Source organism: Streptomyces sp. L500, from assembly GCF_054551825.1.
In genome coordinates, this window is record NZ_JBTOLC010000013.1 from 1 (window position 1) to 20812 (window position 20812).

Below are 20812 nucleotides of genomic sequence, written 5' to 3' on the forward strand. Positions count from 1 at the left end.
TTGTTGGCCGCCTCCCGGGCCTCGTCGACGGTACGGGCGGCCTCGGCGCGCAGCCGGTCGGCGTCCGCCTCGGCCTCCGCGCGGTGGGCGTCCGCCGCCTCCCGCGCCCGCTCCTCGAAACGGACGGCGTCGGCCTTCGCCGTCTCCGTCAGCTCCGCGGCCTCGGCGACGATCTTCTCGGCCTCGGCCGTCGCCTCGGCGATCAGCTCGTCGGCCTGCAGCGCCGCCTCGGTACGCCGGCCGTTGGCCGCCTCGCGCGCCTCGTCCAGCGCGCGCGTGGCCTCCGTGGCCATCTTCTCCGCCTCGGCGATGGCCTCGGCGATCAGCTCGTCCGCCTGCTCGGCCGCCTCGGAGCGCCGCTTGTTCGCGGCCTCCCGGGCCTCGTCCAGGGCCCGCGACGCCTCGGCCGACAGCCGCTCGGCCTCGGCCCGCATCTCGTCCGCGGCGGCCTTGGCCTCGCTGCGCGTCCGGGCCGCGTCCTCGTCCGCGCGCTCCCGCTCGGCGTAGGCGTCGGCACGGACCCGGTCCGCCTCGATCTGGGCGTCCGTGACGGTCCGTTCGGCGTTGTGCTCGGCCGCCGAACGCAGCCCGGCGATCTCCTCCTCGGCCTGCTCGTGCAGCCCGGCCACGGACTCCCGCACCTGCTGGGCGGTCTGCTCGGCGGCGGCCACGAGCTCGGCCGCCCGCGCCTCCGCCTCCTCGACCAGGCGCCGGCCCTCCTCCTGCGCCTCGGCGACCCGCTTGCGCGCCGAGGCCAGCAGCTCCTCGCTCTGCTCGTGCGCCGCCTCGCGCTCCGTGCGCGCCTCCGTACGGGCGTCACCGAGCAGCTCCTCGGCCTCCCGGCGCCGCCGGGCGGCCTCCTCCTGCGCGGCGGCCAGCGCCTCGGCGGCCTCCGCGGCCGTCCGCTCGGCCGCGGCGTTCGCCTCGGCACGCAGCCGGTCGGCGGTCTCCTGCGCCTCCGTGCGCAGCCGCTCGGCCTCGGCCTCCGCCTCCTCGCGCAGCCGCGCGCCCGCGGCCTCGCCCTCGGCGCGGGTCTCCGCCGCCTCCGCCGCCGCCTCGGCGCGCAGCCGCTCGGCGTCGGCCTCGGCCTGGCCGCCGATCGTCCGGGCCCGCTCCGCGGCCTCCGTACGCTGCCGCTCGGCCTCCTCGGCGGCCTCCCGGCGCAGCTTCTCCGCCTCCGCGCGCGCCTCGCGCAGCGCGGTCTCCGCCGCCTCCACGCGCTGCTCGGCCTCGCTCCGCAGCCGCTCCAGCTCGGCGGCGGCCTCCTCGGCCCGTGCCCGGGCCGCGCGCTCGGCCTCCTCGCGCGTCGCCTTCGCCGCCTCGGCGGCCTCGGCACGGACCCGCTCGGCGTGGTCCTCGGCCTCCTCGGCCATCTCCTCGGCCTCGGCGCGGGCCCGCTCCAGGGCCTCCTCGGCCTGCTTGCGCAGGGTCGCGGCGCGCTCGGCCGCCTCCGCCCGCGTCTTCTCGCTCTCGGCGGCCGCGCCGCTCCGGGTCTCCTCGGCGTCCGCCTTGGCCTTGCCCAGCAGCTCCTCGGCCGTCTTCGCGGCCTCCTCGATCTGCTGCAGCGCCTCGCGGCGCGCCTCGCCGCGGATCCGCTCGCCCTCGGCGACCGCGTCCGCCCGCAGCTGCTCGGCCTCGGCCCGCAGCCGGCGCGCCTCCTCCTGGAGCTCGGCGGTCTTCTTGCGGTACTCGGCGGTGTCGTCCTTCGCCTCGCCCTTGAGCTGCTCGGCCGTGTCGGCCGCCTGCGCCCGCAGCCGCTCGGCCTCGGACTCCGCCTCCTTGCGGATGCGCTCGGCCTCGGCGGCCGCCGCCTTCGTCGCCGCCTGGGCGTCCGCGGTGGCCTTGGCCAGCACCTCCTCGGCCGTCCGGGCGGCCTTGGCCAGCGCGGCGGCGGAGTCCTCGGCGACGGCGCTGCGCGCCTCCGCGGCCGCCTCCGTGCGCAGCCGCTCCGCCTCGGCGACGGCGTCGGCGCGCAGCTGCTCGGCCTCGGCCCGCAGCGCCTCCGACTCCTTCGTCGCCTCGCTCACCAGGCGGGCGATCTCCGCCCGCGCCGTGCGCGTGCGCTGCTCGTTGTCCGTCTCGGTGGCGGTCAGCCGCCGGGCCGCGGCCTCCTTCGCCTCCGTGACGAGCTTCTCCGCCTCGGCCCGCGCCTCGCGCAGGGCCGTGTCGGCCTCCTGGATCCGCGCCTCGGCGGTACGCGTCAGCTCGGCCGCGGAGCTCCGGGCCTGGTCGGCCTCGGCCGTCGTGGCCGTCCGCAGCTGCTCGGCGTGGGTGGCGGCCTCCTGCGCCTGCGTGGAGGCGGCCGTCAGCAGCCGCTCGGCGTCCGTGCGCGCCCGGCGCAGGATCGCCTCGGCCTCCGCGCGGGCCTCCTCGGCGGCCGCCCCGAGCCGGCCGCTGGCCTGCTCGGTCAGCCGCTGGGCCTCGGCGCGCGCGGCGGCCAGCGCGGCCTCCGCCTCCGCCCGGGACTCGTCCAGCAGCCGGCGGGCCTGCGCCTCGGTACGGGCCCGAAGCTGCTCGGCCCAGGCCACGTTCTCGTTGACGTGCGACTCGACGGTGCGCCGACGCTCGTTCAGCTCCTCGTCCAGGCGCTGCCGGCGGGCCACCGCCTCGGCGTGGAGCTCCGCCTCCATCCGGGCCTGGCGCTCGGCCTGCTCCTGGAGCAGCCGCTGCGTCTGCGCCCGGGCCTCGCGCACCTCGCGCTCGGCGTCGCTGCGCAGCTGCTCGGCCTGGATCTGGGCGTTGCGGAGCAACTGTTCGGCCTGATAGCCGATGTCCGCCGAGTCATAGGCGGGACGGTGGGCGAGATTGCGGCGCGCCTCGTGGAGCTTGGCGCGCAGAACCTCGACCTGGTAGCCGAGGTCGTCGGCGTGCTGGACCGCCTTCTCCCGCTCCGTCTTCAGCCGCTTCATCTCGGCCTCGAACTGCGAGAGGTGGTCGGCTTCCTCCAGCTGACTCTCCTGGCGCTCGTAGCCCCGCACAGCGCGGTCCATCCGTCCCCTGTATCGCGTCGGCGGCCGGCCCCGTACTGCGTCGGTGGTGAACCCGGAGCCCGCCCTTCCGAAGAAATGGTGTCAGATCATCGGTACAGCCCGGCCCGGGACCCATGGGCGAACCCGTGGTACCCCGGCCGAACCTGCACTCTACCGGCCGGGGCAGGGGAGGGTCAGTGCTCCTTGTGTACGGAAGGTGCCGAGGTGACCAGTTCTGTCAGCACACCGTGGCAGTCCTTGGGGTGGAGGAACGTGATGCGGGAACCCATGGATCCGGTGCGCGGCTCGTCGTAGAGGACCCTTACGCCCTTGTCCTTGACGGCGGCCGCGTCGGCGTCCACGTCGGCGGTGCCGAACGCGATGTGGTGGACGCCCTCGCCGTTCTTCGCGAGCCACTTGCCGACGGGGGAGTCCTCCCGGGTGGGCTCCAGGAGCTGGAGATAGGAGGCGCCGCCGTCCGACGTCCCGTTGATTCTCAGCATCGCCTCGCGCACGCCCTGCTCCTCGTTGACCTCGGTGTGGAACACCTCGAAGCCGTACGTGGCACGGTAGAACTCGACAGTCTTGTCGAGGTCGAAGCAGGCGATCCCGATGTGGTCGATTCGCGTCAGCATGCGTCCAGTGCACCGCCGCGCGCCCGGTTACGCAACGTGCGCGCGATCACACCTTCCGCCCGGTGACCGGGCGGCGTACCGCTCAGTACATTGACGGCAACGACCGTTAACATCCCTCTCCGCTCGAAGGGGCCGCGCCCATGTCTGGTACGCACGGAAAATCCGGTACGACCTCGGTCATCGTGGCGGGTGCCCGTACGCCCATGGGCCGCCTGCTGGGCTCGCTGCGCAGCTTCTCCGGCGCCGAGCTGGGCGCCTTCGCCATCAAGGCCGCCCTCGACCGGGCCGGGATAGGGGGTGACCAGGTCCAGTACGTGATCATGGGCCAGGTGCTCCAGGCCGGCGCGGGCCAGATCCCCGCCCGTCAGGCCGCCGTCAAGGCCGGCATCCCCATGTCCGTCCCGGCGCTCACCATCAACAAGGTCTGCCTCTCCGGGCTGGACGCCATCGCCCTGGCCGACCAGCTCATCCGCGCGGGCGAGTTCGACGTCGTCGTGGCCGGCGGCCAGGAGTCCATGACCAACGCGCCGCACCTGCTCCCCAAGTCCCGCGAGGGCTACAAGTACGGGGCGATCGAGATGCTCGACGCCATGGCCCACGACGGCCTCACGGACGCCTTCGAGAACATCGCGATGGGCGAGTCCACCGAGAAGCACAACACCCGCCTGGGCATCGGCCGCCCCGAGCAGGACGAGATCTCCGCCCTCTCCCACCAGCGCGCCGCCGCCGCCCAGAAGAACGGCCTCTTCGACGCCGAGATCACCCCCGTGGAGATCCCCCAGCGCAAGGGCGACCCGGTCCTCTTCAACAAGGACGAGGGCATCCGCGCCGAGACCACCGCCGAGTCGCTGGGCAAGCTGCGCCCCGCGTTCGCCAAGGACGGCACGATCACGGCCGGTTCGGCCTCGCAGATCTCCGACGGCGCCGCCGCCGTGGTCGTGATGAGCAAGGCCAAGGCCGAGGAGCTGGGCCTCCACTGGATCGCCGAGATCGGCGCCCACGGCAATGTTGCCGGCCCCGACAACTCCCTCCAGTCCCAGCCGTCCAACGCCATCCGGCACGCCCTGCGCAAGGAGGGCCTCGGCGTCGACGACCTCGACCTGATCGAGATCAACGAGGCCTTCGCGGCGGTCTCCGTGCAGTCCATGAAGGATCTGGGCGTATCCCCTGAAAAGGTGAACGTCAACGGCGGAGCGATCGCGCTCGGCCACCCCATCGGCATGTCCGGCGCCCGGATCGTGCTCCACCTCGCGCTGGAGCTCAAGCGCCGGGGCGGCGGGGTGGGCGCCGCCGCGCTGTGCGGCGGCGGCGGTCAGGGCGACGCCCTGATCCTCCGCGTGCCGGGCAACAACAAGTGAGGTAGCCCCGAGGCAGGTCCCCGAGGAGGGAGCCGTGATGGTGGACGTCCCCGCACTGGTCGAGCAGGCCCGGGAAGGGCGGCCGCGCGCCGTGGCCCGGCTGATCTCCCTGGTGGAGGGGGCGTCCCCGCAGCTCCGCGAGGTCATGGCGGCCCTCGCCCCGCTGACCGGCGGCGCGTACGTGGTGGGCCTGACGGGCTCCCCGGGCGTCGGCAAGTCCACGTCCACGTCCGCGCTGGTGAGCGCGTACCGCCGGCAGGGCAGGCGGGTGGGCGTCCTCGCGGTGGACCCCTCCTCGCCGTTCTCGGGCGGCGCGCTGCTCGGCGACCGGGTCCGGATGTCCGAGCACGCGTCCGACCCCGGCGTCTACATCCGCTCCATGGCCACCCGGGGTCATCTGGGCGGCCTCGCCTGGGCCGCCCCGCAGGCCATCCGCGTCCTGGACGCGGCGGGGTGCGACGTGATCCTGGTGGAGACGGTGGGCGTCGGGCAGTCGGAGGTGGAGATCGCCTCCCAGGCGGACACCTCCGTGGTGCTCCTCGCCCCCGGGATGGGCGACGGCATCCAGGCCGCGAAGGCGGGCATCCTGGAGATCGGCGACGTCTACGTGGTCAACAAGGCCGACCGCGACGGCGCCGACGCCACGGCCCGGGAGCTCAACCACATGCTGGGCCTGGGCGAGGCCCGTACCCCGGGCGACTGGCGGCCCCCGATCGTGAAGACCGTCGCCGCGCGGAACGAGGGCACGGACGAGTTCGTCGCGGCGCTGGAGAAGCACCACGCGTGGATGGCGGAGCGGGACGTCCTCGCGGAGCGGCGGCTCCGCCGCGCCGCTCACGAGATCGAGACCATCGCCGTCACGGCGCTGCGCGAGCGCATCGGCGACCTGCGGGGCGACCGGCGCCTGGGCGCGCTCGCGCGACGGGTGGTCGGCGGGACGCTGGACCCGTACGCGGCGGCGGACGAACTGGTGGCGGAACTGACGACGGCGGGGCCGTCGTCGGCGGCGGGCTGACAGCGCGGACCTCCCCTCTCCGTCCGGAGAGTGTGAGGACCGCGCTGCCGACCCGCCGGTCGACTGCTTCGCGCTACGTGCTCCTTCGCGCTACTTCGCGCGCGTGGTGCGCAGGTGCTTCGCGACCGGCGCCAGGGACTCGTGGAGCGCCTTGAGCTCCTCCGGCGACAGCAGGTCGATGAAGTGCTCGCGCACGGAGGCCACATGGTGCGGGGCGACCTCGCGCATGGTCTTCCAGCCGTGGTCGGTGAGGACCGCGAAGAGGCCGCGACGGTCGGACTCGCAGTTCACGCGGCGGACCAGGCCCGCGTTCTCCATGCGGGTGATCTGGTGGGAGAGGCGGCTCTTCGACTGGAGCGTGGCGGTCGCGAGATCGCTCATCCGCATCCGGTGGTCCTTCGACTCCGAGAGGTTGACCAGGATCTCGTAGTCGTTGTTGGTGAGGCCGAACGGCTGGAGATCCCGTTCGAGCTGGTGCATCAGCAGCCGGCTCACGTACAGGTGGGCACGCCAGGCGGCCTGCTCCTCGTCGCTGAGCCAGCGGGTGCCGTTCTCGGTGTCCATAGAGGGAGTCTACCTAAGAAGTTGAAAGATTAACTAATGAAGGTGCGGTGCGCGCATGCGGTGCGGCAGGTCGTGTGTTCGACCCGTCACACTCCGCAGGGTACCGCTCACAGCCCGAAGCGGCGCTGGAGGTCGCCCAGCTGGCCCGGCAAACGCGGGGACATTGACTGATTCCCGGAGGTTCCGTGCGGCACGCCCGCCTCGTCCGGCGGGCCCTCGCCGGTGGCGATGTCGGCCATCAACTGCTCGGTGGACTGCAGCAGCACCGTGCCCGCGCCGACGAACTCGAACTGGTGCTCCTCGCCGGACGCGCCGCCCAGCCCCGTCAGCCGCCGGACACCGCCCATGACGCCCTTGAGGTACTGGTGGTCGTAGTGGTGACAGGGGGACGGGCAGTCGGCCCAGCCCACCAGGGCCTGCGGGTCGACGCGGACCGGGGGCTCGACGAAGACGACCGGCCCGTTGGACGCGGCCACGAACTTCCCCGTGCCGATCAGGGTGAGGAAGCCCGGGATGATCGACTGCTTGAGCGAGAGCGAGGGCTCGAAGGCCAGCAGATTGCCGGAGCGAACGGTGAGGTTGCCGTCCTCGAGGTCGTAGGAGTTGACGTCGAAGGAGCGGTCCGCGAGGAGCATCTTGCCGTGGCCCTCGGCGACGACCCAGTCCGCCGCGTGGAGGGGGGAGTGGAAGCTGCCGGCGATCAGGCGGTCGAGGGGGCCGTGGCCGATGCCATGGAAGTTGATCTGCCCGTAGTAGGCGATCATCTTCCCCTTCTGCAGGAACCACTGCCCCTTGAGGTCGACGCTGAAGGTGTAGGGGTTGACGTTGTCGTTGCTCGGGAGCGTGGACGCGTCGTGGATGACGGGGCCGGTCACAGTTTCTCCTCCGACGCCTGGACGTACACCGTGCCGTGGCCCGAGAGTTCGAGCCGGAAGGCCTCGCCGCTGCCGCGGCCGACGACCTCGCGCCAGCCGATCGCGGCCGACAGCTTGTTGCGGACCTCGCCCCGGTGGGCGACATAGGCCTGCGGGTCGACGACGACCGGGCGCCCGGCGGTGATCGGCAGCTCGATGAAGCCGCCGTGGGCCATCACGGCGACCGCGCCGTGCCCCTTGAGGGTGGTGGTGAACAGGCCCTGCCCGGTCACCTGGCCGCGCACCATGCCCATCACACCGCCCTGGGACCCCATGAACATCGTGCCCTGCTGGAGCGTGCCGTCGAAGGCGAGCAGCCGGTCGGCCTCGACGTAGAGGGTGTCGCCGGTGAGCTCGATGACGTGGACGTGGTGGCCGCCGTGGCCGAACATGACCGTGCCGCTGCCCTCCACGGACATCAGCGGCGTGGCCTCGTTGGCGATCCGGCGGCCGATCATCCCCATGACGCCGCCCTGGCCGCCGGTGATGCTGGGGGTGAAGGAGACGTCGCCCTTGTAGGCGAGCATCGCGCCGCGCTGGCTGAACAGCCGCTGCCCGGGGATCACCTGGGCCTCGACCATCCGTGAGTTGAGGAGCCGGAAGGGCATCAGATGTCACCCCCGATGGTGTTGCGCTCGCTGGGCTGGACGTAGACGAGCCCGTCGCCCTCGAAGCGGATCTGGAACGCCTCGCCGGAGCCCTCGCCGATGAAGGTGCGGAAATTGACGCCCGACTGGAAGTGCTGCTTGAGCCGGCCGGTGTGGGCGATGTACGCGCCCGGGTCGACCTGGAGGGGCGTCTGCGGGGTCACGCGCAGCACGATCGCCGTGCCGTCGGAGAGGATCGCCGCCTGGCCGGTGCCCTCCACGGTCGTGGTGAACAGGCCGTTGCCCTGCGAGGCGCCGCGCAGGCCGGTGAACGTCGTGCCGGTGCGCAGGGCGGAGTCGGTGCACAGAAGGTTGCTCGACTCGACGTAGAGGGTCTCCCCGCGCAGCGCGACGAGATTGATCTCGCTCGCCCGGTCGGCGAAGTAGCAGGTGCCGTGTCCCTTCACCTCCATGACTTCCATCTGCTCGCCGGTGAGCCGGCGCGTCACCATGCCGCGCAGGCCGTCACCGCCGCCCGTCATCTTCTTGAATGCCATCTCGCCCTCGTACGCGACCATCGAGCCGTTCTTGGCCTTGACCGCGTCCCCCGTCATGTCGACGGCGAGGACTTTGCTCCCGTGGAGCCGAAACTGAGCCACGCCCAGACGCTAGCGGGCGGACATACGGCTCCAACAGGCCCCATGGCCCTCGGAACGCCCGGAACGGACCCGGAGCCGGTGATCCGTAGCAGTACTGCGACAATGGAGCGGCTTGTGAACGCCATCACAAGCTGTGACCGTCCCGCCACTAGCGACCGAAGGTGTGCCCCGTGGACCTCAAGACCGCCTCCGCCCTGCGTCGGCTCCGCCTGGTGTCGGTGCCGGAGGGTGTTTCCTTCCTGCTCCTGATGCTCTGCTCGGTGCTCAAGCGGACCACCGACTTCAACGCGGTGCCGGTGATGGGCGCGATCCACGGCATCCTCTTCATCATCTACGTCGTCTTCTGGATCGACGCCTGGTCCCGCACCAAGTGGGAGCTGAAGACCGCCGCCCTCTACTTCGTCCTCTCCGTCCTGCCGACCGGCGGCTTCTTCGCCGACCGCATGCTCCGCCGCGAGGCCGAGGCCACGGTCATCGCGGCGCGCGCCCGCAAGGAAGGCGTGGTCAACGCATGATCGTCGCCTTCTCCGTATCGCCGCTCGGCGTCGGCGAGGACGTCGGCGAATACGTCGCCGACGCGGTACGCGTGGTCCGCGAGTCCGGCCTGCCGAACCGTACGGACGCGATGTTCACGTCCGTCGAGGGCGAGTGGGACGAGGTCATGGACGTCGTCAAGCGCGCCGTAGCCGCGGTCGAGGCCCGCTGCGGGCGCGTCTCCCTCGTCCTCAAGGCGGACATCCGGCCGGGAGTGACGGACGGACTGACGTCGAAGGTCGAGACGGTGGAGCGGTACCTCTCGGAGGGTTGACCGCCGGGTTCGCCGCTCACTGGGCGCCCTTCCCCGTGCGGGGGAGGGCGCTTTCCGTTTTCCGGGCGGGCGGATGCGGCGCCGGTAGAGTCGCCACGTGGTTCCCGTCGGCCCCAAGCCCGATATGACCCCGCTGCGCAGAGCGGCCGAGGCCGCCGAGGCGGCCACCGGCCTGCGGGCCGAGATCATCCGAGGCGTCGTGATGATGTCGCGCACGCGCACGGGCAAGCAGGCCGGAATCGTCAACAATCTCTACAGCCAGTTGCGGCTGACGCTGCCTGGGCGCCTGAGTGCCTTCCAGGTGGCCTCGGTCCCGATGCCTGGCGATCCGGACGACTACACCACCCCGGACCTGCTGGTCTGCGACGCGGGCTTCGCGGACTCCGACGACTGGCTGACGGACCCGGGTGACGTCGAGCTCGTGGTGGAGGTGGTGTCCAAGGGCAACAGCACCAAGGACACCCGGGATCTGGTCGGCTGGTACGCCGACGCGGGGATTCCCGCCTACCTCCTCATCGACCCGCGCGACGGCAGTTGGACCCTGTACACCCTGCCTCGGGACGGCGAGTTCCAGGCGAGGAGGCACGGCCTCTACGGCGAAGACGTCGAGCTGTCCGATCTCGGAGTGAAGATCACCACCGAGGGCCTGACGCGCTACGAGAAGTGACGCCGGCCCGCACGCACTGCGTCAGCCGCTGAGCAGCGCCGTCCCCAGCGGCGTCCGCTCGTACAGCACGCGGTGCCCCTCGCGTCGCGACGTCAGCAGGCCCGCGTCGCGGAGGACACGGAGGTGGGCGGAGACCGAGGAGAGGGCGAGGCCGTGGCGGTCGGCGAGGGTGGTGGTGGAGGCGGGCTCGTCGAGGGTGGTGAGGAGGGCGGCACGGTTGGGGCCGAGGAGACGGGAGAGGGCATCGTCGGAGGCCGGCGGGGGCGGGGTGTGCCAGAGGCCGCCGATGCCGCGTGCCGGGTAGACCAGCGTCGCCTGCCACGGCGGGTCGAAGCCGCCGATCACCTCAGGCCAGGTGAAGACGCTGGGGACGAGCATCAGGCCCCGCCCGCCCAGCCGGCGGCTGTGGTGCCCGGGTCGGCGGATCGTCAGGGTGTCGTCCGCCCAGGTCAGCGAGGGGTGGAGGTCGGTGAAGAGGCGCTCCAGGCCGCCTTCGGCCAGCCGCCGCGCGTGGAAGACCACGTCCGCCTCCAGCAGCGCGCGCAGCCTCGGCCAGTCCGGGGCGAGGACGGTGTGCCACGCCCGTTCCAGCGCCGCCGTCAGTTCGCGCACCGCGCCCGCCGGGTCGGCCAGCATCGCCCGGCCCCGCGCCGAGTCCGCCGCGCCCGGTGTCTCGGCCAGCGAACGGGCGAGTTCCTCGCGCGCCCGGTCCGGGGCGGTGGCCCGTACGCGCGCCAGTTCGTCCTCGAACGAGTCCAGCGGACCGCTCGGCGGAGGGCACAGGAAATCCGGGTGATAACCCCGGTCCGGGACCACCAAGGACAGCCAGGAGACGTCCAGCGACGCCAGCGGCTCCCGCATCCGCCGCAGCCACGGCAGGTGGTACACGTGCCGCCGCGGCCGCAGCAACGTGTAGAGCGCCTGGTGGGTCTCCCACAGCGGGGAGATGCCGAACCGGCAGCGCAACAGGTCGTCCGCCTCGAAGCGCATGTGGAACGGCACGCCGAGATCCTTTCTTTCGGCTGAGGCCGAAAGACTAGAGCGGCCGCCCGTCCCCCAGCACGCTGTCGGGCATGTCCACGACGTCAACCGTTCCGCCGCGCTCGCCCTACAGAGCCGTCTTCGCCGTGCCCGAGTTCCGGGCCGTCTTCGCCGCGCACGTGTTGTCCCTGCTCGGGATCGTCGTCGGTGAGATCGCGCTGTCCGTCCTCGTCTACCGGCTGACCGGCTCGCCGTTGCTCAGTGCGCTCACCTTCGCGCTCGGGTTCCTGCCGTACGTTCTCGGCGGCACGCTGCTCGCCGGGATCGCCGACCGGCGTCCCGCACGCCGCGTCCTCGTCACCTGCGATCTGCTGTGCGCCGCCGGTGCCGTCGTCATGGCGCTGCCCGGCACGCCGGTGGCCGCGCTGCTCGCGCTGCGGTGCGTCAACGCCGCCGTCGCGCCCGTCTTCGCCGGGACGCGCGCGGCGACGCTCGGCGACATCCTCGGCGAGGGCGACCGCTTCGTCCTCGGGCGTTCGCTGCTGCGCGTCGTCGCACAGGGCGCCCAGCTCGTCGGCTTCGCGGCGGGCGGGGTGCTGCTGACGGTCGTCGCGCCCCGCACCGCGCTCGTCGCCACGGCCGTCGGCTTCCTCGCCTCGGCCGCCCTGCTGCGCCTCGGCACCCGGCGGCGGCCCGCCCGTTCCGCCGCCGGTTCCGACGCCGGCGAAGGCGGACTGATGGCGGCCTCCCTGGCCGGGATACGCGAGCTGTTCGCCCACCGCCGGATACGTGCCCTCATCCTCCTCTCCTGGATCCCGCCGTTCTTCCTCGTCACCCCCGAGTCCCTCGCCGCCCCCTACGCCCACGACCTCGGCGCCGGCTCCACCGCCACCGGGCTGCTGCTCTGCGCCATGCCGGTCGGCGCGATCACCGGCGAGGTGCTCGCCGGGGCCCTGCTCCGGCCGCGCACGCGGGAGCGGATCGCGCTGCCGCTGGCGGCCGTGCTGCTCCTGCCGTTCCTCCTCTACGCGCCGCGGCCCTCGCTCGGCTGGTCGCTGCTGCTGGCCGCGGTGGCCGGGGCCGGGACGGCGTACACGCTGGGCGCCGACCAGTGGTTCATCGCCGCCGTACCCGAGGAGCTGCGCGGCCGCGCGATGACGGTGCTGTCGGCCGGGACGATGACGATCCAGGGCCTCGGCATGGCCCTGGCCGGCGCGGCGGCGGAGTTCGTCCCCGTGCACCTGGTGGTCGCCGGGTCCGGGCTCCTCGGGACGGTGGCCGTCACGGCGGTCGTCCGCGAGGTCGTACGATCTCGCTGATCAAGGAACCACCGAAGGGGGAGCGCGTGTTCGGCAAGGGCAGGGACAAGGACAAGGAGAAGGGCGGGAGCCTCGACCTCGGCGTCCTCGTCCTGCGCGACTCGCAGGCCGTGGCCGACGCCGTGCGCGAGGCCCTGGAGACCGCGAGCGAGGCCGAGCGGCCGGGCCTGGAGCGGGCCGCGGCGCTGATCGCGCTGCACGCGGCCCGGCCCGAGCGCGAGGTCCGCGCCGAGTGGACGCGCGGCGTCCTCGCCGCCGCCGGCGTGGACCCGCGCGAGCAGGAGGTGCACGCGGTGCGGGCGGTGCGCCGGGCCGAGCCCGGGCTGAGCCTGAAGGCGGCGGTGCAGCTCGTGCGGGAGGCCACCGGAGCCGCGTAGCGGCGCGTGACGGCGCGTGACGGCGGATGTCCGAATTCCGGGACGGGCCCGGCCGGGAGGGGCCCGGCGGGTACGCTCGATGCCGTGCCGAAGCCGCTCAGCCTCCCCTTCGATCCCATCGCCCGCGCCGACGAGCTCTGGAAGCGGCGCTGGGGGTCCGTGCCGTCCATGGCCGCGATCACCTCGATCATGCGGGCCCACCAGATCCTGCTGGGCCAGGTCGACGCGGTCGTCAAGCCGTACGGGCTGACCTTCGCGCGCTACGAGGCGCTGGTGCTGCTGACGTTCTCCAAGGCGGGCGAGCTGCCGATGTCGAAGATCGGCGAGCGGCTGATGGTCCACCCGACCTCCGTCACCAATACCGTGGACCGGCTGGTCACGGCCGGCCTCGTGGACAAGCGCCCCAACCCCAACGACGGCCGGGGCACGCTCGCCTCGATCACCGACAAGGGTCGTGAGGTCGTCGACGCGGCCACCCGGGACCTGATGGCGATGGACTTCGGGCTCGGCGCGTACGACGCCGAGGAGTGCGCGGAGATCTTCCGGGTGCTGCGGCCCCTGCGGGTGGCGGCGGACGACTTCACGGAGGAGGGCGGCGACAGCGCCGCCGACGAGAACGCGTAGGGCGGGGCGGGGCAACGCGTAGGGCGGGGCGGCGAAGATCGCCCCGGAACATACCGTTACGCTCGCCTGCATGAAGAAGAGCGTGCTGACCCGCTACCGCGTGATGGCGTACGTCACCGGTGTCCTCCTGGTCCTCCTGACGATCGGCGTCATCGCCAAGTACCTGCTGGACATGGACGGCGCCGCGGGCCCGACCCGGGTCGTGGCCATCGCCCACGGCTGGCTGTACGTCCTCTACCTGGTCTTCGCCTTCGACATGGGCTCCAAGGCCCGCTGGCCGTTCGGCAAGCTGGCGTGGGTGCTGATCGCCGGCACCATCCCGGGCGCCGCCTTCGTGGTCGAGCGCAAGGTCTCCCGCGAGCTGGAGCCGCTGGTCACGGACGAGGCGGCCGGTCCCGTACGGGCCTGACGGCCCCGGCCGGAAGTCACCTCGGCGGCTCGGCTCGCGCGCCCCGGACACGTCCCTTGTGTCCGGGGCGTTCTTGCGCGAGGATTTACTAGGACGTCCTACTAAACGCCGAGGCGGCGGAGGCCCCCATGGACGCAGACGCGATCGAGGCGGGACGCCGCCGCTGGCAGGCCCGGTTCGACGCGGCGCGCAAGCGCGACGCCGATTTCACCACCCTCTCCGGAGTGCCGGTCGACCCGGTCTACGGACCCCGCCCCGGCGACGCCTACGAGGGCTTCGAGCGCATCGGCTGGCCCGGCGAGTACCCCTTCACCCGCGGCCTGTACGCCTCCGGCTACCGCGGCCGCACATGGACCATCCGCCAGTTCGCCGGCTTCGGCAACGCCGAGCAGACCAACGAGCGGTACAAGAAGATCCTGGCCAACGGCGGCGGCGGGCTGAGCGTGGCCTTCGACATGCCCACGCTCATGGGCCGTGACTCCGACGACGGCCGCTCCCTCGGCGAGGTCGGCCACTGCGGCGTCGCGATCGACTCCGCCGCCGACATGGAGATCCTCTTCAAGGACATCCCCCTCGGCGACGTCACCACGTCGATGACCATCAGCGGCCCCGCCGTCCCCGTCTTCTGCATGTACCTCGTCGCCGCCGAGCGCCAGGGCGTCGACCCCGCCGTCCTCAACGGCACGCTCCAGACGGACATCTTCAAGGAGTACATCGCCCAGAAGGAGTGGCTCTTCCCGCCCGAGCCCCATCTGCGCCTGATCGGCGACCTGATGGAGCACTGCGCCCGCGCCATCCCCGCCTACAAGCCACTGTCCGTCTCCGGCTACCACATCCGCGAGGCCGGGGCCACGGCCGCGCAGGAGCTCGCCTACACCCTCGCCGACGGCTTCGGCTACGTCGAGCTGGGCCGCAGCCGCGGCCTCGACGTCGACGTGTTCGCCCCCGGCCTGTCCTTCTTCTTCGACGCCCACGTCGACTTCTTCGAGGAGATCGCCAAGTTCCGCGCGGCGCGCAGGATCTGGGCCCGCCGGCTGAAGGAGGTCTACGGGGCGCGCACGGAGAAGGCCCAGTGGCTGCGCTTCCACACCCAGACCGCCGGGGTCTCCCTCACCGCCCAGCAGCCGTACAACAATGTCGTGCGGACGGCCGTCGAGGCCCTCGCCGCCGTGCTCGGCGGCACCAACTCCCTCCACACCAACGCCCTGGACGAGACCCTGGCCCTGCCCAGCGAGCAGGCAGCCGAGATCGCCCTGCGCACCCAGCAGGTCCTGATGGAGGAGACGGGCGTCGCCAACGTGGCCGACCCGCTGGGCGGTTCGTGGTACGTCGAGCAGCTCACCGACCGCATCGAGGCCGACGCCGAGGAGATCTTCGAGCGGATCGAGGAGCGCGGCCTGCGCTCCCACCCCGACGGCCGGCACCCCATCGGCCCCATGACCTCCGGCATCCTCCGCGGCATCGAGGACGGCTGGTTCACCGGCGAGATCGCCGAGAGCGCCTTCCGCCACCAGCAGGCCCTGGAGAAGGGCGTCAAGCGCGTCGTGGGCGTCAACTGCCACCGGGGCTCGGTCACCGGCGACCTGGAGATCCTGCGGGTGAGCCACGAGGTGGAGCGCGCACAGGTGCGCGTCCTGGCCGACCGCAGGGCACGCCGCGACGACGCCCGCGTCCGCGCCGCCCTGGACGCGATGCTGACCGCCGCCCGCGACGGCTCCAACATGATCGCCCCCATGCTGGCCGCCGTCCGCGCCGAGGCGACGCTGGGCGAGATCTGCGACGCGCTGCGGAACGAGTGGGGGACGTACACGGAACCGGCGGGTTTCTGAGTCCTGCGGTCAGCCGTACGTGGCCGTCAGTCCGCCCACCAGGAGTGCGGTGAAGCCCCGCGCCCACTCGGCGTCCACCGGTTCCGCGCTCACCAGGGTGCGGTGGACGACCGCGCCCGCGATGACGTCGAAGATGAGGTCGGCGTTGCGGGCCGCCGAGGTGGGGTCGGGTTCGTGGGGGAGCTCGCCGCGGGCCTGGGCGCGGGCCCGGCCGAGGAGGACGAGGGACTTCTGGCGGTCGACGATCGCGGAGCGGATGCGCCTCCGCAGCGCGTCGTCGCGAGTGGATTCGGCCACCACCGCCATCAGGGCCGTCCTGGTCTCCGGGCGTTCCAGGAGCGCGGCGAACTGGAGGACGACGCCCTCGATGTCCGCCCGGAGGCTGCCGCGGTCGGGGAGCTCCAGGTGCTCGTCGAAGAGGGCGGCCACCGCGTCCACGACCAGTTCGTTCTTGCCCGCCCAGCGGCGGTAGAGGGTGGTCTTGGCGACCCCGGCGCGGGTCGCGACGTCGCCGAGGGTCAGCTTGCCCCAGCCCAGCTCGACCAGGGCCGCGCGGGTCGCGTCGAGGATGGCGCGATCGGCCTCGGCGCTGCGTGGGCGGCCCGTACGGCGGGCCGGGGGAGGGGCGGCGGAGCTCATGGAGAGACCTTACCGCCGAGTAGGTCGCCAGGTATGAGGCAGATCACAGGGTTGAGGAGGGGGCGTTGCGGTTACGCTACGGGTCGTAGCGTAAGAGCGACAGCCACTGGCGCCGGGTGGGGACCCGGCGCGGAACAGTCAGCCGCCGTCCGCCGGTTTTCCGGTTCGCCGTGCCGAGGGGGGAGGATAGGGCCATGCAGCCACGGAACATGTCCATGAGTGGAGTGGTCGACCTCGCCGCGGTGAAGGCGGCCGGGGAAGCCAAGCAGAAGGCGGAGCAGGCGCGCGCGGACGCGGCGCGCCACGGCGTGGCCCCGGCCGCGGGCCGCCTCGTCTTCGACGTCGACGAGGCCGGCTTCGAGATGGAGGTCCTCCAGCGGTCCGCCGAGGTGCCCGTCGTCATCGACTTCTGGGCCGACTGGTGCGAGCCGTGCAAGCAGCTGGGCCCGCTGCTGGAGCGGCTGGCCGACGAGTACGCGGGGCGCTTCGTCCTCGCCAAGGTGGACGTCGAGGCCAACCAGCTGCTCTTCCAGCAGTTCGGCGTCCAGTCCATTCCGGCCGTCTTCGCCGTGGTGGCCGGCCAGGCCCTGCCGCTGTTCCAGGGCGCGGCGCCCGAGGCCCAGATCCGTCAGGTGCTGGACCAGCTGATCGCGGTGGCCGAGCAGCGCTTCGGTATCGTGGGCGCGCCCGTCGCGCCGGGTGAGGGCGAAGAAGCGGCCGCCCCGACGGTGCCCGCCGGCCCCCATGACGCCGCCCTGTCCGCCGCGCACGACGCGCTGGACGCGGGCGATCTGGGCGGTGCCGTCCGTGCCTACGAGAACGTGCTGTCCGACGACCCGGCCAACGCCGAGGCCAAGCTGGGCCTCGCCCAGGCGCGGCTCCTCGAGCGCGTCCAGGGCATGGACGCGCAGGCGGTGCGCAAGGCCGCGGCCGACGCGCCGGGCGACGCGGCCGCGCAGATCGCGGCGGCCGACCTCGATCTCGTCGGCGGCCATGTCGAGGACGCCTTCGGGCGGTTGATCGACACCGTGAAGCGGACGGCCGGGGAGGACCGCGACGCCGCGCGGATGCGGCTGCTGGAGCTCTTCGAGGTGATCGGTCCTGACGACCCCCGGGTGACGGCGGCGCGTACCGCGCTGTCCCGCGCCCTGTTCTGACAGCCGCTCGACGGGCACTCGACACGCGCTCGACGGGCACTCGTCCCTCCCGCGTCACATACGGAACGGGCGACCGCGCTTTACCAAAACTTGGCAAACGCGGCCGCTGTTACGCGCGGTAAGGAAAACCCGGGCTTTCGCCCGGGTTTTTCTGTTGTGCCCCCTCGGCCTCGATCACGTTCCGGCGCCGGGCGGTCCGGTGGCGATACATACCGGCCGCTCGTTGGTTATCCGCTCGTTACTCGCAAGTAATCAACCTCTTGTGCCCCGGCCCCCGATGGACCACGATCGGGCCAGCCCGGTCCGCTCCCCGCCCGGCCATCGGTCGTGCGCGGGTCGCGGGTCCCCACCGGGCGGGCCGGCGGCACCGTCCGCCGGTCCTGGGACAGGGGGGTCCCCGTGCGCCAACGGCGGGGCCTGTTCCGGAGGTTGCGCGAAGGCGTGGCCAGTGGTTGTCGCTCGGGGGTGATCGCCGGTGTGTGACGGGCGCGGCAGGCGCCAGCGGATGCGACGGCGCTCTTCTTCCCGAGGACGTAGCTCTTCTCCCATCCCCGCACGGGCAGCCGGCCCGTACCGGGGGTGTACGTCCGAGAAGGAGGACAGTCGTGAAGGACCGGACTCGTGGCGGGACCAGATGGCGCAGGTTCGCCGTCGTGATGGTGCCCGGTGTCGCGGCGTCGGCCGCGGTCGGTGTGGCCGTCGCGCAGGGCGCCCTCGCGGCGTCGTTCAGTGTTTCGGGCCAGCAGTTCAAGGTCCAGGCCGGGAAGATGGTGGGCGAGGACTTCGTCCAGTACGGCGCCCTTGACCAGAACTCGAAGGGTGCCCACCCGGTGGCGGTCGTCGGCGTGAACCACGCGACGATCAACAACCTCTGCCAGTCCGTCGTCGTGCCCATCCCGCTGATCGGCCAGGATGTGTCGATGAAGCTCACGGCGGGCGACAAGGAAGCCGTCGACGCCAAGCAGCTCTACATCGACGCCGAAGCCCTCAAGGCCGACGCGCAGTTCGAGGACATCGACATCGGCGTCTCGGTGGACGACACCCTCAAGGGCAAGGGCGCCGGCAAGGGCCCCGGCCCGCACGCCGGCGACAAGTACGTGCCGGGCTCGTTCGCCCAGCAGGCCAAGCGGGTCACCTTCACCGACGCCAAGCAGCGGGCATGGGCGACCACCGCGGGCACCTTCACCCTCAAGGGCCTGAAGATGAAGGTCGGCTTCGGCAAGGACGAGTGCTTCAAGGACTCGGAGCTCGACTGACGGGACGGGCGTGGGACCGGGCCGCCCGGCCCCACGCCCGTCACCGGCCGCCTTCCGCGACCACGACCGCGCCCATGAGCACGACCGCGTCCGTGAGCACGACCGCGTCCGTGAGCACGACCGCGCCCGTGCGCGCCACGCGTCACTGAGCGCACCTGTCACTGAGCGCCACGCACCACCGATTCGCCAGTCCCGAGGAGCTGTACACCATGAGCGCCGATACGCGACCACGGCTGATCGACACGCTCGGCCGCACCCGCCGTTCGTTCTGGGACTGGCGGGGCCGACGCCCCTTCTGGGGCGGCCTGTTGTGCATCCTGGCCGGGGTCCCGGTCATGTACATCCCCTACCAGACGGTCTCGCTGGGCGATCTCCAGTTCCGGATGGCCACGACGGCCGGCGCCGGATCGCTGATCATCGGCGTACTGCTGATCGTGCTGGGCCTGACCATGTGGTACCAGCCGCAGTCGAGGGTCTTCGCCGGCGTCGCCGCGATCCTCCTCGCGCTGGTCTCCCTCGTCGTCTCCAATTTCGGCGCCTTCCTGGTGGGATTCCTGCTGGCGCTGATCGGCGGCGGCCTCGGGGTGTCCTGGGCGCCGGGAGAGGCGCCGGGGGAGCCGCGGTCCGAGTCGGCCGTCCCGGCGGCCGGTGAGCCCGACGGGAGGCACCGTGCCGACTGACCACGCGCACGGCGGCGGGAGCGGTCCGCGCCACGCGGCGCCGAGAAAGCCGCTGCTGGCCCGGCTGAACATGCCGGCCGGCAAGGCGGTCGCGCTCGCGGCGATGCCGACCGCCGTACTGATGGGCATGGGCCTCACGCCGACGCTGGCGCAGGCCAGGCCCGCGCAGCCGCTGAACCCCTTCGGGGAAGCGGGATGCGTGACCGCGCCGGACACGGTTCCGGAGCCGGACGCGGCGGAGCGCGGGACGCCCTCGCCGACACCGTCGGCCGCGGGTACGGCCGCGGGTACAGGTACGGGTACAGGTACGGCCGCGGGTGCGGACTCGGGCACGAACGAGCGCCCCGGGGCCGGGGGTACGGCCCGGTCGAAGACCACGCCCGGCGCCGAGGAACGGTCGTCGGCACCGGTGGACCGGGGTCAGGAGCCCCCCGCCTCGTCGTCCGGCTCGCGGCCCGCGACGAACTCGCCCGTGCCGGATCGCGGTCCGGCAGCGGTCACCCCGCCCTCCGGGACGGTCAACCCGCTGGATCCGCTGGGTCTCGGCAAGAAGCTCACCGACATCCTGACCGGTGGGAAGAGCGGTACGCAGCCGGTCACGCCGGTCGCGCCGACCGCCGGGACCGGTCCGTCGGCGTCACCCTCGCCCTCGACGTCACCCTCGCCATCGGCGCAGGGGGCGTTGCCGAAGCCGCCGAAGCCGGGCAGGGCCGCGGCAGGGCCGACGGCCGAGCCGAAGCCGCCCGCGTCCGCGACGCCTTCCCCGTCCGCGACCTCTTCGCCCCCCGCTTCCGCGCCGGAATCGCCCTCGCCCACTGCCTCGCCCTCCGGCGGGACCGGTGGCAAGCAGCCGGGGCCCTGCCCCAAGGGCACGGTCGTCGACGAGAACGAGGGCCACGCCTTCCCCGACCAGCCCTGGTACCTGGAGGCGAGCAAGCTCACCCTGACCGGTCTCACCTATGAGGGCGTCAAGCGCGTCACGATGGCGAACAAGCAGCAGAAGACCGTGCTCAAGTTCACCGCGGACGCCCTGGAGATCAGGGACCTCCACCAGATCGTCAACAACCAGGGCAAGCAGTACCACGTGGCCGGCATGGGGACGACCTCGACGCTCACGGGCGGCAAGGTCACCATGTACACGGAGGAGCTGAAGGGGAAGCTCCTCGGGATCCTCCCGTCCACCCAGTCGCCGACGAGCCTGCCGCCGCTGATCCCGGGACTCAAGCTGCCGATCCCGATCTTCTTCACCAATGTGAAGATCCGTCAGGCGGGGCAGTTCGGCGGGACGCTGCACATCCCGAACCTCCACCAGTACCAGACGGACGGCACGTATCCGTAGGCCGGAGCCGGAGAGGCCGGTACGAC

At 72.6% G+C, this 20812-nt stretch carries 22 protein-coding genes; 14 read left to right on the forward strand and 8 right to left on the reverse strand.

What is annotated here, in order from left to right:
- Window positions 1–2978 (reverse strand): polarized growth protein Scy (gene scy / locus ACX9I7_RS14760; RefSeq protein ID WP_459387662.1); only part of this gene is annotated, 2978 nt, incomplete at its 3' end.
- 185 nt (window positions 2979–3163) lie between these two features.
- Complete coding sequence (mce, locus tag ACX9I7_RS14765; protein ID WP_189451386.1) at window positions 3164–3604, reverse strand: methylmalonyl-CoA epimerase; 441 nt, start codon at window positions 3602–3604, stop codon at window positions 3164–3166.
- A 140-nt stretch (window positions 3605–3744) separates the two neighbouring features.
- On the opposite strand from mce, the gene ACX9I7_RS14770 reads away from it, so the two are divergent.
- On the forward strand, window positions 3745–4962 hold the full coding sequence (locus ACX9I7_RS14770; protein ID WP_126916111.1) for an acetyl-CoA C-acetyltransferase: 1218 nt from the start codon (window positions 3745–3747) through the stop codon (window positions 4960–4962).
- Window positions 4963–4999: 37 nt separating this feature from the next.
- A complete protein-coding gene (meaB, locus tag ACX9I7_RS14775; protein WP_459387585.1) occupies window positions 5000–5977 on the forward strand; it encodes a methylmalonyl Co-A mutase-associated GTPase MeaB in 978 nt (325 codons plus the stop codon).
- A 90-nt stretch (window positions 5978–6067) separates the two neighbouring features.
- On the opposite strand, the gene ACX9I7_RS14780 is transcribed toward meaB, so the two are convergent.
- From ACX9I7_RS14780 to ACX9I7_RS14795, 4 genes are all read right to left on the reverse strand, one after another.
- Complete coding sequence (locus tag ACX9I7_RS14780) at window positions 6068–6541, reverse strand: MarR family winged helix-turn-helix transcriptional regulator (RefSeq protein WP_126916113.1); 474 nt, start codon at window positions 6539–6541, stop codon at window positions 6068–6070.
- Window positions 6542–6648: 107 nt separating this feature from the next.
- The gene (locus tag ACX9I7_RS14785; RefSeq protein ID WP_126916114.1) at window positions 6649–7416 is read right to left on the reverse strand and encodes an AIM24 family protein; all 768 of its coding nucleotides are present in this window, start codon (window positions 7414–7416) and stop codon (window positions 6649–6651) included.
- Window positions 7413–8063 (reverse strand): AIM24 family protein, encoded by a 651-nt coding sequence (locus ACX9I7_RS14790; protein WP_459387586.1) that lies wholly within the window; start codon window positions 8061–8063, stop codon window positions 7413–7415. The genes ACX9I7_RS14785 and ACX9I7_RS14790 overlap by 4 nt, the downstream gene beginning before the upstream one ends.
- Window positions 8063–8701, reverse strand: a complete 639-nt coding sequence (locus ACX9I7_RS14795) for an AIM24 family protein (protein WP_189451382.1) — start codon at window positions 8699–8701, stop codon at window positions 8063–8065. The genes ACX9I7_RS14790 and ACX9I7_RS14795 overlap by 1 nt, the downstream gene beginning before the upstream one ends.
- A gap of 170 nt (window positions 8702–8871) precedes the next feature.
- On the opposite strand from ACX9I7_RS14795, the gene ACX9I7_RS14800 reads away from it, so the two are divergent.
- From ACX9I7_RS14800 to ACX9I7_RS14810, 3 genes are all read left to right on the forward strand, one after another.
- Window positions 8872–9216: a DUF3817 domain-containing protein gene (locus tag ACX9I7_RS14800; protein WP_189451381.1), complete on the forward strand. Its 345-nt coding sequence runs from the start codon at window positions 8872–8874 to the stop codon at window positions 9214–9216.
- Window positions 9213–9509 carry an MTH1187 family thiamine-binding protein gene (locus ACX9I7_RS14805; RefSeq protein ID WP_189451380.1) on the forward strand — a complete coding sequence of 99 codons (297 nt, stop codon included), beginning with the start codon at window positions 9213–9215 and terminating at the stop codon, window positions 9507–9509. The genes ACX9I7_RS14800 and ACX9I7_RS14805 overlap by 4 nt, the downstream gene beginning before the upstream one ends.
- 97 nt (window positions 9510–9606) lie before the next feature.
- On the forward strand, window positions 9607–10176 hold the full coding sequence (locus ACX9I7_RS14810) for a Uma2 family endonuclease (RefSeq protein ID WP_459387587.1): 570 nt from the start codon (window positions 9607–9609) through the stop codon (window positions 10174–10176).
- 21 nt (window positions 10177–10197) lie between these two features.
- On the opposite strand, the gene ACX9I7_RS14815 is transcribed toward ACX9I7_RS14810, so the two are convergent.
- The gene (locus ACX9I7_RS14815) at window positions 10198–11178 is read right to left on the reverse strand and encodes an ArsR/SmtB family transcription factor (RefSeq protein WP_459387588.1); all 981 of its coding nucleotides are present in this window, start codon (window positions 11176–11178) and stop codon (window positions 10198–10200) included.
- A gap of 71 nt (window positions 11179–11249) precedes the next feature.
- Here ACX9I7_RS14815 and ACX9I7_RS14820 point away from each other — a divergent pair, with 71 nt between their 5' ends.
- The 5 genes from ACX9I7_RS14820 (at window position 11250) to ACX9I7_RS14840 (ending at window position 15715) form a co-directional block, all read left to right on the forward strand.
- Window positions 11250–12476 carry an MFS transporter gene (locus ACX9I7_RS14820; protein WP_459387589.1) on the forward strand — a complete coding sequence of 409 codons (1227 nt, stop codon included), beginning with the start codon at window positions 11250–11252 and terminating at the stop codon, window positions 12474–12476.
- Between the two features lie 26 nt (window positions 12477–12502).
- Entirely contained in the window at window positions 12503–12853 is a 351-nt protein-coding gene (locus ACX9I7_RS14825) for a hypothetical protein (protein WP_387566128.1), read from the forward strand.
- Between the two features lie 84 nt (window positions 12854–12937).
- Window positions 12938–13477: a MarR family winged helix-turn-helix transcriptional regulator gene (locus ACX9I7_RS14830; protein WP_387566125.1), complete on the forward strand. Its 540-nt coding sequence runs from the start codon at window positions 12938–12940 to the stop codon at window positions 13475–13477.
- Between the two features lie 70 nt (window positions 13478–13547).
- Window positions 13548–13886, forward strand: a complete 339-nt coding sequence (locus ACX9I7_RS14835; protein ID WP_126916123.1) for a DUF3817 domain-containing protein — start codon at window positions 13548–13550, stop codon at window positions 13884–13886.
- A gap of 128 nt (window positions 13887–14014) precedes the next feature.
- Complete coding sequence (locus ACX9I7_RS14840) at window positions 14015–15715, forward strand: acyl-CoA mutase large subunit family protein (RefSeq protein ID WP_459387590.1); 1701 nt, start codon at window positions 14015–14017, stop codon at window positions 15713–15715.
- Window positions 15716–15724: 9 nt separating this feature from the next.
- Here ACX9I7_RS14840 and ACX9I7_RS14845 read toward each other — a convergent pair whose 3' ends face one another.
- Entirely contained in the window at window positions 15725–16354 is a 630-nt protein-coding gene (locus ACX9I7_RS14845; protein ID WP_459387591.1) for a TetR/AcrR family transcriptional regulator, read from the reverse strand.
- Window positions 16355–16548: 194 nt separating this feature from the next.
- Between ACX9I7_RS14845 and ACX9I7_RS14850 the strand changes: the two genes are divergently transcribed.
- The 4 genes from ACX9I7_RS14850 to ACX9I7_RS14865 all read left to right on the forward strand — a co-directional run bounded on the left by ACX9I7_RS14850 (window position 16549) and on the right by ACX9I7_RS14865 (window position 20786).
- Window positions 16549–17511, forward strand: coding sequence for a tetratricopeptide repeat protein (locus tag ACX9I7_RS14850; RefSeq protein ID WP_387566116.1), 963 nt, complete (start codon window positions 16549–16551; stop codon window positions 17509–17511).
- A gap of 605 nt (window positions 17512–18116) precedes the next feature.
- Window positions 18117–18767 carry a DUF6230 family protein gene (locus ACX9I7_RS14855; RefSeq protein ID WP_459387592.1) on the forward strand — a complete coding sequence of 217 codons (651 nt, stop codon included), beginning with the start codon at window positions 18117–18119 and terminating at the stop codon, window positions 18765–18767.
- A gap of 209 nt (window positions 18768–18976) precedes the next feature.
- Window positions 18977–19447: a DUF6114 domain-containing protein gene (locus ACX9I7_RS14860; RefSeq protein WP_387566110.1), complete on the forward strand. Its 471-nt coding sequence runs from the start codon at window positions 18977–18979 to the stop codon at window positions 19445–19447.
- A complete protein-coding gene (locus ACX9I7_RS14865) occupies window positions 19437–20786 on the forward strand; it encodes a hypothetical protein (protein ID WP_459387593.1) in 1350 nt (449 codons plus the stop codon). Before ACX9I7_RS14860 ends, ACX9I7_RS14865 begins: the two co-directional genes overlap by 11 nt.
- The last annotated feature ends 26 nt before the right edge of the window (window positions 20787–20812 follow it).